At 61.2% G+C, this 13,593-nt stretch carries 14 protein-coding genes and 1 pseudogene; 6 read left to right on the plus strand and 9 right to left on the minus strand.

All coding sequences use genetic code 11. From position 1 onward, the window contains the following. Positions 1 to 95: 95 nt before the first annotated feature. Together AC5ZGW_RS38345 and AC5ZGW_RS38350 are read right to left on the minus strand one after the other, a co-directional pair. Entirely contained in the window at positions 96 to 1,043 is a 948-nt protein-coding gene (locus AC5ZGW_RS38345; RefSeq protein WP_130228590.1) for a PhnA-like protein, read from the minus strand. A gap of 269 nt (positions 1,044 to 1,312) precedes the next feature. Next, on the minus strand, positions 1,313 to 1,807 hold the full coding sequence (locus AC5ZGW_RS38350) for a DUF4142 domain-containing protein (protein WP_130228591.1): 495 nt from the start codon (positions 1,805 to 1,807) through the stop codon (positions 1,313 to 1,315). Between the two features lie 220 nt (positions 1,808 to 2,027). Between AC5ZGW_RS38350 and AC5ZGW_RS38355 the strand changes: the two genes are divergently transcribed. Further along, positions 2,028 to 2,159 (plus strand): hypothetical protein, encoded by a 132-nt coding sequence (locus AC5ZGW_RS38355; protein WP_283813300.1) that lies wholly within the window; start codon positions 2,028 to 2,030, stop codon positions 2,157 to 2,159. Between the two features lie 98 nt (positions 2,160 to 2,257). Beyond that, positions 2,258 to 2,425 carry a hypothetical protein gene (locus tag AC5ZGW_RS38360; protein ID WP_165435436.1) on the plus strand — a complete coding sequence of 56 codons (168 nt, stop codon included), beginning with the start codon at positions 2,258 to 2,260 and terminating at the stop codon, positions 2,423 to 2,425. 348 nt (positions 2,426 to 2,773) lie between these two features. On the opposite strand, the gene AC5ZGW_RS38365 is transcribed toward AC5ZGW_RS38360, so the two are convergent. Beyond that, positions 2,774 to 3,349, minus strand: coding sequence for an NADPH-dependent FMN reductase (locus AC5ZGW_RS38365; protein ID WP_130228592.1), 576 nt, complete (start codon positions 3,347 to 3,349; stop codon positions 2,774 to 2,776). A 95-nt stretch (positions 3,350 to 3,444) separates the two neighbouring features. Between AC5ZGW_RS38365 and soxR the strand changes: the two genes are divergently transcribed. Beyond that, positions 3,445 to 3,900, plus strand: a complete 456-nt coding sequence (gene soxR / locus AC5ZGW_RS38370; protein WP_165435437.1) for a redox-sensitive transcriptional activator SoxR — start codon at positions 3,445 to 3,447, stop codon at positions 3,898 to 3,900. Between the two features lie 90 nt (positions 3,901 to 3,990). Then, positions 3,991 to 4,455 (plus strand): annotated as a pseudogene (locus tag AC5ZGW_RS38375) (transposase); the annotation flags it as partial. A gap of 253 nt (positions 4,456 to 4,708) precedes the next feature. On the opposite strand, the gene AC5ZGW_RS38380 reads toward AC5ZGW_RS38375, so the two are convergent. Together AC5ZGW_RS38380 and AC5ZGW_RS38385 are read right to left on the minus strand one after the other, a co-directional pair. Next, positions 4,709 to 7,816 (minus strand): efflux RND transporter permease subunit, encoded by a 3,108-nt coding sequence (locus tag AC5ZGW_RS38380; protein WP_130228593.1) that lies wholly within the window; start codon positions 7,814 to 7,816, stop codon positions 4,709 to 4,711. A 13-nt stretch (positions 7,817 to 7,829) separates the two neighbouring features. Then, positions 7,830 to 9,068: an efflux RND transporter periplasmic adaptor subunit gene (locus tag AC5ZGW_RS38385; protein WP_165435438.1), complete on the minus strand. Its 1,239-nt coding sequence runs from the start codon at positions 9,066 to 9,068 to the stop codon at positions 7,830 to 7,832. Between the two features lie 248 nt (positions 9,069 to 9,316). Between AC5ZGW_RS38385 and AC5ZGW_RS38390 the strand changes: the two genes are divergently transcribed. Together AC5ZGW_RS38390 and AC5ZGW_RS38395 are read left to right on the plus strand one after the other, a co-directional pair. Then, positions 9,317 to 9,973 (plus strand): response regulator, encoded by a 657-nt coding sequence (locus AC5ZGW_RS38390; RefSeq protein WP_130228595.1) that lies wholly within the window; start codon positions 9,317 to 9,319, stop codon positions 9,971 to 9,973. A gap of 3 nt (positions 9,974 to 9,976) precedes the next feature. After that, positions 9,977 to 11,311, plus strand: a complete 1,335-nt coding sequence (locus tag AC5ZGW_RS38395) for an ATP-binding protein (RefSeq protein WP_130228596.1) — start codon at positions 9,977 to 9,979, stop codon at positions 11,309 to 11,311. 79 nt (positions 11,312 to 11,390) lie between these two features. Here the strand turns inward: AC5ZGW_RS38395 and AC5ZGW_RS38400 are convergent, their stop codons facing one another. The 4 genes from AC5ZGW_RS38400 to AC5ZGW_RS38415 form a co-directional block, all read right to left on the minus strand. After that, positions 11,391 to 11,567, minus strand: a complete 177-nt coding sequence (locus AC5ZGW_RS38400; protein ID WP_165435439.1) for a hypothetical protein — start codon at positions 11,565 to 11,567, stop codon at positions 11,391 to 11,393. Then, complete coding sequence (locus tag AC5ZGW_RS38405) at positions 11,552 to 12,328, minus strand: hypothetical protein (RefSeq protein WP_349645109.1); 777 nt, start codon at positions 12,326 to 12,328, stop codon at positions 11,552 to 11,554. Before AC5ZGW_RS38405 ends, AC5ZGW_RS38400 begins: the two co-directional genes overlap by 16 nt. Before the next feature lie 191 nt (positions 12,329 to 12,519). After that, the gene (locus tag AC5ZGW_RS38410) at positions 12,520 to 12,735 is read right to left on the minus strand and encodes a hypothetical protein (protein ID WP_130228597.1); all 216 of its coding nucleotides are present in this window, start codon (positions 12,733 to 12,735) and stop codon (positions 12,520 to 12,522) included. A gap of 27 nt (positions 12,736 to 12,762) precedes the next feature. Beyond that, positions 12,763 to 13,551 carry a 3-hydroxybutyrate dehydrogenase gene (locus AC5ZGW_RS38415; RefSeq protein WP_130228598.1) on the minus strand — a complete coding sequence of 263 codons (789 nt, stop codon included), beginning with the start codon at positions 13,549 to 13,551 and terminating at the stop codon, positions 12,763 to 12,765. Between the last annotated feature and the right edge of the window lie 42 nt (positions 13,552 to 13,593).

A 13,593-nucleotide genomic window follows, 5' to 3' on the forward strand; every position in this document is an offset into this window, starting at 1 on the left:
CCGCACGAAATTACTTCGCTGTCGTCGCTATCGCCGCAACTCTGCTCTGGCTAACATAACTGTCCACGCGACCTAGACGTCTTCTTCACATTATTTCAAGTGAATGATCGTACTGGTCCACGCGTCACCGTCGGCGTTACCGCACTGACCTGACCTGCAAAAAACGCCGCCAGAGCACCAAGCAGAAGAGCCAGAGCACCGAAGAGGGCACCGCGCGACACCGTCTTGGCCGTGGTATCAGCCGCTTGCTTTGCTTGTTCTTTGGTTTTGGCGAGCGCTTCTCGGTACTGCTGTTGGTACTGTGCAACCTGAGCCTTGGCTTCATCGACGGAAATATTCTGCGCCTTGGCCAGAGCATCAGCAGCCTTATCCGTCGCAGCGGCCTGTTGTGCGGGGTCTCCCGAGAGCGCCGCACGAACGGCTGTTGCTGCGGCGTCCCGAAGTGCCGCGGGATCCTGGCCGCCGGAGGCACTGCGAACCCTGTTCTCGATGGTCGCCGCCGGATCGCTGATGGTGTTCAAGGAAGGCGCTGCGGTCTGGACCGCAGTTTGAACGGACCCGCCGACGGCTTTACCGGCTCCTCCCAGTGCTGACGATGCCGTGCTCAGGGTGCCGCCAATCAGACCCGAGGCTGCCGACGAAAGCAGGTACACGACGATGAGGGTGGAAACCGCCCACGCAATCAGACCGTGATACGCCGTCGTCGTGTGGGACGCCTTTCCTGAAAGCCGCCCAGCGATGTAGCCTCCAATCGCAGCCGCAACTATTCCGGAGATAACCCACCAGATACCAGCTCCAATGGAAAGTGATCCGGCGCTCGGAGTATCTCCCGCCGCGACGTCGATGGTCGACAGCCCTACGCCGATTCCAATCATGTTCAGGATCATTTGCATCACGAGAGCAATCGTGGCACCGGCCAAGACAGCACCCCAAGAGACCTCATTCAGCATGATGGTGCGGACCTCGTCGGCGGGAGCGACTGCACTCGCCTGGGGAGGATTTCGGTGGTCGCCTGGACGACCCACTTCCGGGGAATAAGCCATTTTGAGTGCTTCTAAAAAAGAACTTGGGTCCGTAACCTCCTCGTTCCAACGATGTTCCTACGCTTGCGAGATCGCTCCTGCGTCCACCTGACACAGGCAGACTGCGTTTCCACTCCAAATTCCAGGCGACCACGAGTCCCATTCAGGCGGGTGAGTGCGGACCCAACCCCATCACTGGACCGCCAACCTTGGGGAGCGGGGTTTGGCTCGGCACAGGTTCGAAGAGCGTTCGATGCCCAAAGCGAATGGTCGACCGTGGTAAGCGGACTCTATCGACCCGATATCCGCTTCGAGTTCAGCGATTTGGCCGTATCGAGGTGCTCCTCCAGCACCGGAATCTGGGCTTTGGCGTATTCCCCGGCCGCGTCGGACTGCTTCGCTGCCTTCTTGTGTTCTGCGATGTCCTTCTGATGATCGGCGACCATATGCCTCGCGAACTCCTGGTCGAATTTCGCGCCGGTCATTCTAGCCATCTTCTCATAGTCGGATTTCTGTTTGGCGTTTGGGCCGTCAGGTGGGGCAACGCCTTCGGATTTCGCCGCATCCATCGCCTTCTCGTTGGCGGCAGAATGATCGTTCGACAGAGTCTGTCCGAACTTCTTTACACCATCGCTTTGGCCGTTCTGCTGCGCGAGCTGCCCCATTTTAACTTCCGCGAAGTTACCTTCGATGGCTTTTTTCAAGAAGCGCCGACTAGCCGACTCGGCTGCATGGGCTGATGAGACCAGAAGCAGTGCAAAGGCGGTAATGGATAGAACCTTCATGGTCACCTCCGGCAATACACGCGCTCCCAACCTAAGAACCTGGCTCTTAGTTCCTAATCGAGCGTAGAGACCCAACTTCTAGAAGGAGCGTGCACCCACACATCAAGAAAAATTTCGTCACAACCAACGTGAGTAGGTTTTGTGGCGCATGTACAGGTCTGGGCTTCCGATGGCAGGTGGCTGGCGAGAGTGCTTACGTGTAATGTTCCGGTATTCGGAAGTGGGACAATCTTCGGCCGAGACCGCGGCACCGAAGAAACCGGCCAAAAAGACGAGGAAGGCGGCGGCCGGTCAGAAGGAGATGCTGATGCCGATCGCCGGCAAGAAGCCTGCGAAGGAAACGGCGGCGTAAGAAGCCCGCGTCCGGCCGGCAACGGAAGTCGGCGTGAGCGGCAAAGCACGCGCAGCAGGAGGTGGTATCCCTGGGGCAAACAACCCAAGGAGCAGTACATGAGCCCAATCTTTCCCGAAGAATTTTCGGCCAGGTTGACCGACCGGAATCCGTTCGCGATCATTGACGGCATGCCGCCTCGAGATCCCGACGAGGAGGAAGAGGAGGACGACGAGGACGAAGGCACCGACGAACCGGCGGTCGTGCGCGAGCCGGACGAAGACTAGATGAGCAGTCTTACTTCGTCAGCTCGCGGACTTCGCCTGGACTGAGATCCAGGGTCGCCTCTTGTTTCGGGGCTCAGGCGGTAGTCGGCGAGGGAGGCGGTCCAACTTTCCGGTACGGCGCACAACAGTAAGCGGTGTTTTCCTCGCACATTGACCAAGCGCGGTAGACCGTTCCGAAATCTACGGCTGCAACATCGACGGCAACACTGCGCCAAAGCAGACTTTTGTTTCTGCTCACCTGTGACCCAAAGTTTGAAGCGAGTGCCGTCGCCGTACCAACGATGGGCAGCGAAGCGCGGTACCCTGGCACGCTTCGCTGATTCTGAAGGAGGAATTCCCGCTAGGTGTTCAGGCGACCTTCGCCAAGTTATCCTGACGTTCTTCGATGTTTGCAATAAGGTGCCGCACTGCCTCCAGCATGAAGTCCAAAGTATCTGTATCGACAAGCCGCCCGTCTTTCACTCGCTCATGAGCGGATGATATGACAATCTGCGGCCTGATGGTGATGTAGGCCCCGATGCCCATCAGCGTTTCAGTGAGCTGAGCTTGTGCCCGAACACCGCCCGTTGCTGCTGGGGATGAAGAAAGCGTAAGCGTGGGTTTGCCCTTCAATGAAGCTGAGCCGTAGGGGCGAGATGCCCAGTCTAGCGCATTTTTGAGCACGCCTGACATACCGTAATTATATTCCGGCGTCGCAAGAATGATGCCGTCGGCATAAGCAATTGCCTGCCTGAAATCCTGCACCGCAGCCGGCGGAGTGTGGTCATGGTCGCTGTTGTAGAGCGGAATATCATTCAGCGGGTAGACGAGCATTTTTGCCTCTTGGTCTACGGCCTCAGCGAGACTGTGAAGGATCGCGGTATTAAATGAGCCTGCTCTAAGGCTCCCTGAGATGCCGAGCAAACGGAGGGGCTGTGTTGACATCAAATCTCCTACGATGAGTTAGCCGCGCCTTTGGCGTGACGGCTTGCAGGTGAAAGCCAACAAGGCTTATAAAACCTCATGTATAGATGAGGTCAATGGCGATAATCATGACACCTACAAAAATTCTCTCTGTCGGCGAAGTGGCACGGCGCAGCGGCGTGACCGTCGCCACCTTGCATTTTTACGAGTCCAAGGGGCTCATCAGATCGAGCCGCACTGCCGGAAATCAACGCAGATACGCGCGGCGGGTGTTAAGACGCGTGGCTGTGATCAGGATCGCTCAAAGAGCCGGTATTCCGCTCTCGATAATCAAGGAAAACCTCGACCGTCTACCCGAAGACACATCCCTTTCGGAGCGAGATTGGCATCAGTTTACGACGCAGTGGAAGGAAATGTTGAACGAACGCATTACCGGCCTGTTGCAGCTTCGCGATCAGCTTGACGATTGTATTGGCTGCGGCTGCCTCTCGCTTTCACAGTGCCCTCTCAGAAATACGGAAGATCATCTTTCTCGCGAAGGCGCAGGACCCCGCCTTCTTCTCCGTCGATGACTGCTTTGGGCAGATTTTGTTGAAAAAGGGCGCAGTTGCGACTCAGAGATAGCAGTGATTCAGTCTGTCTAATTGGCAGGACTGAAGATCATGATGGGACATCAAGTCGAACAGGCTGCTTTGTTCTATGAGTTCGCGCTCGAGAGGCACTTCCGACCCCTTACTTCGCTCGATCGATAGATTTGTCGATCTTGAACAGATTAGCAGGACCTGGCGCCCTTCTACAGTAAGATCGGGCGGCCTTCGATCGATCCTGAGCTGATGATACGGATGCTCCTGATCGGCTATTGCTTCGGCATCCGATCGGAGCGGCGGCTGTGCGATGAGGTTCACCTCAATTTGGCCTACCGGTGGTTCTGCCGGCTCGACCTGGACGGTGCGGTGCCGGATCACTCGACGTTCTCAAAGAACAGACATGGTCCTTTCCGAGAAAGCGGTCTCTTCCGTCGCGTGTTCGAGAGCGTCTTGCAACGTTGTATCGAGGAGCGGCTGGTCGGAGGTGAAGGATTTTCCGTCGACGCGAGCCTGATCAAGGCCGACGCCAATCGGCAAAAGGGGATTCATCTGGTCGATTCTTTTTTCCGACGGCGCTTCCCGCCCTTTTCGGCGCTGGGACCTTGAATCTCGGGAAGAGGTCGGCGTTCGAAAGGCCGACAAATTTCAGCACCGCAGATGGGAACTACCCGTCGCCTCGGCGCACTTGAGACACGTGCTTCAACGGCAGGCCCTACGTGAAGCGACCGCAGCGGACGACAGCAGGCCTGCCGTGGACGATTGAACGCGCGCGTCTCGGCATCGTCACCTGTCGTCACTCTGCCGGTTGCGGCGCGTGGGAAGCATCGAGCGCGTCCGCGCGAACGGAGCGGCGCGCTTGGCAGAACCAAGGATAGAGAGCAGGGAGCACCAGCAACGTGAGCAAGGTCGCGCTGATCAGGCCGCCGATGACGACGGTCGCGAGGGGGCGCTGCACTTCGGCGCCGGAGCTGGTCGAGACCGCCATGGGCAAGAAACCAAGGCTGGCTACGGTCGCCGTCATCAGCACGGGGCGCAGCCTCGTCATGGCCGCCTGCCAGGCAGCCGAAGCGGCAGCGAGACCCTCCTTACGCCGCTCCTCCATGTAGCTCACCATCACAACACCGTTCAGGATGGCGATGCCGAACAGGGCGATGAAGCCGATCGCGGCCGAAATGCTGAACGGCATGCCGCGCAGCGCGAGGGCGAAGATCCCGCCCACGGCCGCAAACGGCACGTTGAAGAAGATCAGCGTCGCGAGCCTCGCGCTGCCGAACATCAGATAGAGCAACAGGAAGATGACGGCGAGCGCCAGCGGGACGACGCTCGACAGCCGCGCCATGCCCTCCTGAAGATCCTGGAAACTCCCACCCCAGGAGATCGTATAGCCCGGCGGCAGGCGGACCTGGGCGGAAACCGCCTGCTGCGCATCGGCCACGAAGCTCGCAAGGGGCCGTGCGCGCACGTTGGCCTGCACCGTGATGACGCGCTTGCCGTCCTCGCGCTCGATCTGCGCGGGGCCGGGCTCCCAGCGGATGTCGGCTAGATCGCCGAGAGGCGCTGAAACGCCGGCGCCGTTCATCACGCGCAGCGTCCGGATATGGTCGATGCTGCCACGGTCCTGCGGAGCCAGGCGGACGCGGATATTGTACCGCTCTTCCCCATCCTTCATGGTGCCGACGGTGCGTCCGCCCAGAGCTTCGACGAGATCGAGCACCTGGGTCGCATTGAATCCTCGCCGCGCGATCGCGTCGCGATTGACGATGACGCGGAGATACGGCTGGCCAACCGTTTGTTTTGCCTGCACGTCGGCGGCACCGGGAACGGTCGAGACCACGCGCGCCACGCGGTCGGCGAGGTCGTGGAGTGTTGCCGTGTCGGTGCCGTGGACGACGATGGCAAGGTCCGCCATCACACCCTGCAAGAGGTCGTCCATACGCATCTCGATCGGTTGCGCCCAGCTTTGGCTAATACCAGGGACGCTCTGATCTAGAGCCTGCTTGTAAGCTTCAATCAGCCCAGCCTCGGTTTGCGCGGTGCGCCATTGTGATTTCGGCTTCAGCGTAATGAAGGTGTCGCTTTGCTCGATCCCCATCGGGTCGGTCGGTATCTCCGAGCTGCCGCCGAGTGTGGTGACAGTCTCGACTTCGGGGAATTTCTTGAGCGTCTTCTCCACCATGGTCTGGGTAGCGATCGCGGATTCGAGCGAGATGCCGGGCAGCTTGGTGGTGGTGACGGTGAGGGCGCCTTCCTCCAAGCGCGGCAGGAACTCCGCGCCGAGACGAGAGCCGATCATGAGGGCGCCGCCCAGCATCAAGGTCGCCACGAGAATGGTGATTCCGGGATGGCGCATCGTCCTCGTGAGCACGGGCGCGTAACCGCTCCGGGCAACGCCGATGATCCGGCTGTCGCGCTCGGCGACCGGCTTGCGCAGGAAGAACGAAGCGAGCACCGGCATCAGCGTGAGTGTTAGTACGAGCGACGCGACCAGCGCGAACATCACGGTCAGCGCCATCGGGCGGAACATTTTGCCCTCGACTCCCTGCAGGCTGAGGATCGGCAGATAGATCAGCGAGATGATTGCGACCGCAAAGGCGACCGGGCGCGCCACATCATGCGCGGCCTCGCGCACCACCTGCTCGACCGGGAGAGATGACGCCTCCGCACGACGGCGCACGATGTTCTCGATCATCACCACCGCGCCGTCGACCAGGAGGCCGAAATCGATCGCGCCGAGGCTCATCAGGTTGCCGGAGAGGCCGGCGAAATACATGGCCGTGACGGCGGCCAGCATCGACAGCGGGATGGCCAGCGCCACGATGACGGCGGCGCGGAAATTGCCCAGCAACAACAACAGAACAATAATGACCAGGAAGGCGCCTTCGGCCAGGTTGTGAGCCACCGTCTGCAGAACGCTGTCGATCAGATCGGCGCGGTTGTAGTAGGGAACGACGCTGACGCCAGGCGGCAGCGTCTTGTTGATCTCTTGCACGGCGGTTGCCAGACGCTGGGCGACCACGCGCGTGTTCTCGCCCAGCGTCATCAATGCGACGCCGACCACCGCCTGGCCGTCGCCTTGGCTCGTCACCGCCCCGAGCCGCGGCATCGGCGCCTCGACCACCTCGGCAACGTCCTTGACGTAAAGCGGCGTCCCGCCAGCTGCGGTGCGCAGCACGATGTTGCCGATGTCGCCGAGCGATTCTAGCAGCCCTTCGCCGCGGACGACGGCCTGCTCGCCGTTGCGCGCGATCGTCGCGCCACCAATGGCACGATTGTTCTGAGCCACTGCGTTGTACATCTCCTCGATGGATAGACCAAAGCGCATCAACTCGGGTTCGGAAACTCGGACCTCGTAGGTCTTGAGTTCGCCGCCGTTGACGTTGACCTCGGTGATGCCGGGGACCAGCTTGAGCTGTGGCGCAACCTGCCAATCCAGGATCGACCGCAACTGCATGAGCGAGTAGTTCTTGCCCTCAACCCTGAATTGGTAGATCTCGGAGAGGCCGTCGGAGAGCGGGCCGAGCCTGGGCGCTCCTGCTTCTGCAGGGAGCGCTGTCTGACTCAGCCGCTGCGCAACAAGCGTGCGGTCGGTCAAAATGTCGCCGCCATCGGCGAACTTCACATAGATGACAGACAGTCCATAGCGCGAGATCGAGCGGTAGCTCGTCATACCGGGCAGGCCCTGCAGCGCCAGCTCGATCGGCGTGGTGATCGAGCGCTCCACGTCCGGCGGAGCCAAACCCGGTGCTTGGGTGGTGACCAGCACCTGCAGCGGCGAGATGTCAGGGTCGGCGTCAAACGGCAGGCGTTGCATGCTCAAAAGACCGGCGGCGACAAGCCCGGCAATGAGGACGAGGACGAGCATACGGTTGCCGAGGGCGGCATCGACGATCCTGTTGATCATGGCGATGTCTGCCTTAGCCCTGGTCCGGAATAGTGGACTGCATCAGAGCCGCCTTGAGCCAATAGCTGCCCTCGCCGACGACCGGCGTGTCCGCCGCAAGGCCGCTCGTGATCTGGGTCTTTCCGTTTGCTACCTGGCCGGTACGAACCGCACGCCAGGCGAACTGGCGGTCTCCCGCCGGAATGAACACGACGCTCTGCCCGTTGACTTCCTGCAGGCTTTCGCTCGGCACCATCACAGCGTCGCCGCCCTGCGGCGAAAGGATGGTAACGGTCGCGAACATGTTGACGCGCAACGCCTCGTCCGGATTTGGCACCTCGCAGCGTACTTTAGCCATTCCGGTCGCCGGCTCGATCGCGTCGGGGATGTAGGTGACACGGCCGGTAAACACTCGCCCGGGAAAAGCCTTCACTCTCACTTCCACGGCATCCCCGACCTTGATCGTGCCGAGATCCCTTTCCGCCACGTCGGCCTGAATCCAAACGGTCAACAGGTCGGATACGGTCAGGATCGAGGTTGCCGGATCGACGATTTCCCCTTTCGCAACGGAGGCTGAATCAACCACGCCGGCGAATGGCGCGACAATGGCGCCCCGCGTGTCGAGCGTTGGCTGATCGCCGTCGGGGGCTGCCCCCGCGGTGCCGGCGCGCATCGGCAAGAACCGGGCCTCCTCTTCCCGGTACTGCTGCAACTCGGCTTGCTTGGTGCGGAGATCGGCTTCCATGGTGGCCACGGTGGCGCGCCGAGTCTCAACCTCGGCCTGCGTGACGAGGTCGCTGCGAATAAGGTTTGCCGCGCGGTCGTAAGCAGCATTTGCCGCTTTGAGTTGCGCCTTTGCCTGATTGAGTGCCGCCTCGGCGCCAAGAACCCTGCTATGGGCGGCACTGAGGTCGAAATTGTCGAGGACGGCCAACCGCTGACCTGCAACGACCCGATCGCCGGCGTTTACGTCGAGCGCCTCGATCCGGCCGCGCGCCATGGGCCTTATGCGGGCAAGGTGGAGCTGATCATATCCGACGCTACCCGTCGCCGACACGGCACGCACCAGCGGACCGGACTTCGCCTTTTCGATCTGCAATTGCACGTTCGCGAGCTTCCGCTCCGAGAGAGTAATTGTTGCTGGCAGTTCCGGATCGGCGACAACTGCCGCGGGGGCGCTCACGGACGCCGCGATCGAGGCGAAGGGCAGCAAGCGGCCCGCCGCGAATCCCGTAGCTAAGGCGATAGCGACCGTCGCGACGCTGAGGAGCAACCGGGGCTTCGCAAGCGTCGATGCCCCACGAAAAGGCACTGAGCCATGGTTGGACCCCGACCCATTGATCGCGAATACGTGAGCTGTGCGTGATAGGCTCGTATGGTTCATGTTCACTGTCCGACAAAAATCGTTGGCCGGGATCGTTAGCGGGCTTTTCTGACGCGGGCCTGAAGCCTACTCTCGGTCGCGTTCAGGCTGGCTTCAGCTTTCTGCTGCAATTGGCCTTCATGACCACGAGTGGGCCTATGCGAGTGTTGCTGGTTGAAGACGAGCCGCATCTCGGATCCGCTGTGCAGGAGCATGTTCGCGCGGCCGGACACGCCGTCGACTGGTTCGAGCGGTTGGAGCTGGCGGAGCACGCGGTGCGCACAGTGTCTTACGATGCGCTGCTGCTTGATCTGCACCTGCCCGATGGGCGCGGACTGGATTTCCTGCGCAAACTTCGCCGCCGCGGTGACGCGCTGCCGGTCGTGATCCTGACCGCGCGCGATCTCGTCAGTGACCGGATCGAGGGGCTGAAAGCGGGAGCTGACGATTACATCGTCAAGCCCTTCGACCTCGACGAAGTGAATGCACGTCTGGAGGCCGTCAGCCGCCGGTATTTCGGCAACTCAGTGCCGGTCGTTCAGGTGGGGCCGGTGGAGCTGGAGTGGGAATCGAAAATCGCGCGGCTGGACGGGCGATCCGTCGAACTGAGTGCGCGGGAGTGGGCCGTGATCGAAGTGCTGGGTCGGCGGCGGCAGTCCACGGTGTCGAAGGAGCAGATCGAGGATGCGCTGTACGCATTCGGCGAAGAGATCGAGAGCAACACCATCGAGGTTTATGTCAGCCGCGTTCGCCGCAAGCTCGGGCGCGATTTCATTCGCACGATACGCGGTCTCGGCTACCGCTTGGGAGACTAGGACGTGGCAGGCAGGAGTCTGGTGTCGCGGCTGATCTGGGTCTTGAGCTCGTCAATGGCGGGGCTGTGGCTGCTGGGCAGTGTTGCTGCTGGCACGCTGACGATATTCGAGGTCCACGAGCGGCTCGATGATGCGATCGAGGAGGTCGCGCAGCGGCTGGTGCCCGCCACCTACGATGCCACCCAGCAACCGCAGGCCATGCAGCAGATGGCCAAGCGCCTCGTCGCAACGATGGATCCAAGAGCCCTGGCCTATCAGATCGTCGGTCCGGCGGGCGAGATCGTCATGCGCTCCGAGAACGCGCCCGCGGTGCCGTTTCCGGTGCCGCGCCAGGCGGGATTTCACGACATCCCGCAATACCGGGTCTATTCTCAACCAGCGGCTGTCGATGGCTACTTCATCCAGGTTGCCGAGCCTGCCATGCACCGCTCCGAATCGCTGCGGCGCGCCGTCGCACTTACGGTCGGACCGCTGTTGCTGTTCCTGCCGCTGTCCTGGTTCTTGATCCGCTGGGCTGTGTTCCAGAGCATGCGCTCGCTGGAGCGGTTGCGGAGCGAGATTGGCCGCCGCGACGGCTCCAATCTGTCGCAGATTCCCGATATGGGCCTGCCGACGGAGCTCGCGTCGATGCTGGCGGCGGTGAACCGGCTCTTGGAGCGGCTGGAGCGTGCGCTGGCTACAGAGCGGCAGTTTGCAGCAAACAGCGCACATGAATTGCGAACGCCAATCGCGGCCGTGCTGGCCCAGATGCAATTATTGTCGGCCCAGCTCGCCGGCACGCAGCACGCAGAGCGCGCGGCGCGTATCGTCAGCCAGATAAAAGAGCTCAGCGGCCTTGCCGAGAAACTGCTGCAACTGTCACGGGCCGGGGCAGGCGTCGGCATGCTGCGAGAACGCATTGATATGCTGACAGTCGTGCAGGTCTTGGTCGATGAGTTTCGCCGTCGCGAGGACGTGGGCGCCAGGTTGGTCGTCACCGCCGAATGTCCAGACGAATTTATCGTGCAAGGGGAAATCGACGTCCTCGGCATAACGCTCCGAAACCTGATCGAGAATGCCGTCCGCTATGGCGCCCCCGAAGAGCCGATCGAGATCGTCATCGGCCGCGACCGGCAGATTCGCCTGCTTAATGGCGGTGCCGTCATTCCGGCTGAGACACTCGAGACTTTGAAAAAGCCTTTTGTCCGTGGCTCCTCGGTCGGTGCCGGCGGCGGTCTCGGGCTCGCCATCGTCGACAGTGTTATGAAACAGATTGGCGGCAGCTTGACGCTCATTTCTCCCGTGATGGGTCGTAGCGCCGGCTTCGAGGCACGGTTGGTCTTCCCTGAAACGATCTGAAGTCTACGTCGCATGCGACGAGATGAGGTAACGACGACGTTATCCGGCTCCGACGTCGGAGCGTCAGCGATCTGTTCAGCTAGACGTCAGGTCTTCCTGCCATGTCCACAGCGTCTGAACGCTGGTGGGCCAATTGCAGGATGTCTCGAATGAAATTGATACAGATCTCGGCAACCACCATCGTGTTGACGTTCACGTATCCGGCTATTGCCGTGCCGGTCGTACCGCCTGATCCTCCCTTCAGTGCGGCGCGCATCGAACGTCTTCCTCCCGAGGTAAGAAGGGTGGTTCTTTCGAGATGCGGCGCGCACGCGGAAGCCGGCCACTATTTCGCGACATACGACAATCATTCGAACGTAATCCGGCTCGACTACTCGGCCCTTTACTGCCCGAGTGCGCCGAAGGTGTGCGATGGGCCGGCCTGTCTGCTGCAAACTTATGTGCTTCACGGCGGCAAGTATGTCTTGTCGCAGTCCCGAAGCTACCATCCGCCCGCGCATTCCAAGCTGCCTGATTGGCCTGATCGAACGCCTTGCGGGATTCCGCGAGCGCTGCGCTTAGAACGGACCATGACTCGCCACCGGCCTGCTTCAGCTTCTGCAGACGAGCTTCCGCTTCGGATGCATCGGATTTCATCTGCTTGAGGGCGGCATCGAAGTCCCCGGCGTGACTTGCGGCCACCTTGCTGGCCGCCTCACGGAACTTGTCGGCGGCCTCGCGCCAGGCCTTTGCCTGCGCGGCGGCGATGTCCTTGAAGGTGGCCTGCTGCTGCTCGACCTGCCTGCCGGCGCTTTCGAAATAGATCTTCATCCGCCCTTCGAAGCCAGCCCATTGCTTCTCGAGCTCCGTCCTGCTGCGTGCCAAGGCCGCTTCGCCGGCTTCGGCTTGTGCCTTGAGCTGCACCTGGAATTCGTCGCGGCGCTTCTTCAGATCGGCGATGATCTGCTCGGCCTTAATCTTGGATTCGGCCTTGGCCGCGCCGACCCTCACGTCGAACGAGGCGAGGGCGGCATCCATTTCGTCGATGCGCTCCTTGGCCCAATTCAGATACAAATGCGTGCTGCTATGCTCTGGCATGACTGTCTCCGTTGACTGTTCGAATTGGATGATCTCCTGGTTCGGCTTTACTGATGTTGACTTGGGTCAACAGCCGGTTCGTTCTCTGTCGCGTCCATCAGGCCGCGAGACAGGGAAGCAGCCTTACCTCTTCATCCCGGGGCATTGGACCGAGTGCGCGGCGGTCCTGAAGCAATCGCCGCATAGAAGTCGCTCGGAGCCCTCAGCTCGGCATCGGGGGGCGGCACATCCGCATTGAAGACCTCCTCGCCCATGCGCAGGGCGTTGACCAAGCGGTTATCCTCTTCGAGATTGAGCTCAGAAACGCGCCTAGTCTCCTTTAGCCTCGTTTCTTCAACTACAGCCATGATTGAAAGCTCCATGAATTGAACGAACTACGCGGCCGTCCAGCCTCCATCCATCGAGAGGTTTGCGCCGGTGATCTGCGCAGCGTCGTCGCTGCACAGAAACAGCGCGAGCGCAGCGACCTGCTCCACGGTGACGAACTCCTTCGTGGGCTGCGCGGCGAGCAAGACATCGTTGATGACTTCGTCCCTCCGCATGCGACGAGCCGCCATCGTGTTCGGGATCTGCTTCTCCACGAGGGGCGTCCAGACGTAGCCGGGGCTGATGCAATTGCAGGTAATCTTCGAGCGCGCGAGCTCCAGCGCCACCGTCTTGGTGAGGCCCGCAATACCGTGCTTGGCCGCGACATAGGCGGACTTGAAAGGCGAGGCGACCAGCGAATGCGCCGAAGCCGTGGTGATGATGCGGCCCCAGCCGCGCGTCTTCATACCCGGCACCGCCGCGCGAATGGCGTGGAAGGCGGCGGACAGGTTGATCGCGATGACCGCATCCCACTTCTCGGCGGGGAACTCTTCGATCGGCGAAACATGCTGGATGCCGGCATTATTGACGAGGATGTCGACGCTGCCGAAAGTGTTCTCTGCGAGCGCGATCAACTCGGCGATCTCGCTCGGTTTGGTCATGTCCGCGGGCGAATAGATCGCCTTGACGGCGAAATCTCGTTCGATCGCAGTCCGGGCCTTCTCGACATCGGCAGGCGCGCCTATGCCATTGATCACGACGTTGGCGCCGGCGCTGGCGAAGGCCCGCGCGCAGGCGAGGCCAATCCCGCTGGTCGAGCCCGTGACGACCGCGGTCTTACCGTTCAGAATTCCCATCTCTATAGTTCCTCTTAGATGCTGATAGGGTCGCCGCTCCCG

Source organism: Bradyrhizobium sp. Crot121, from assembly GCF_059512385.1.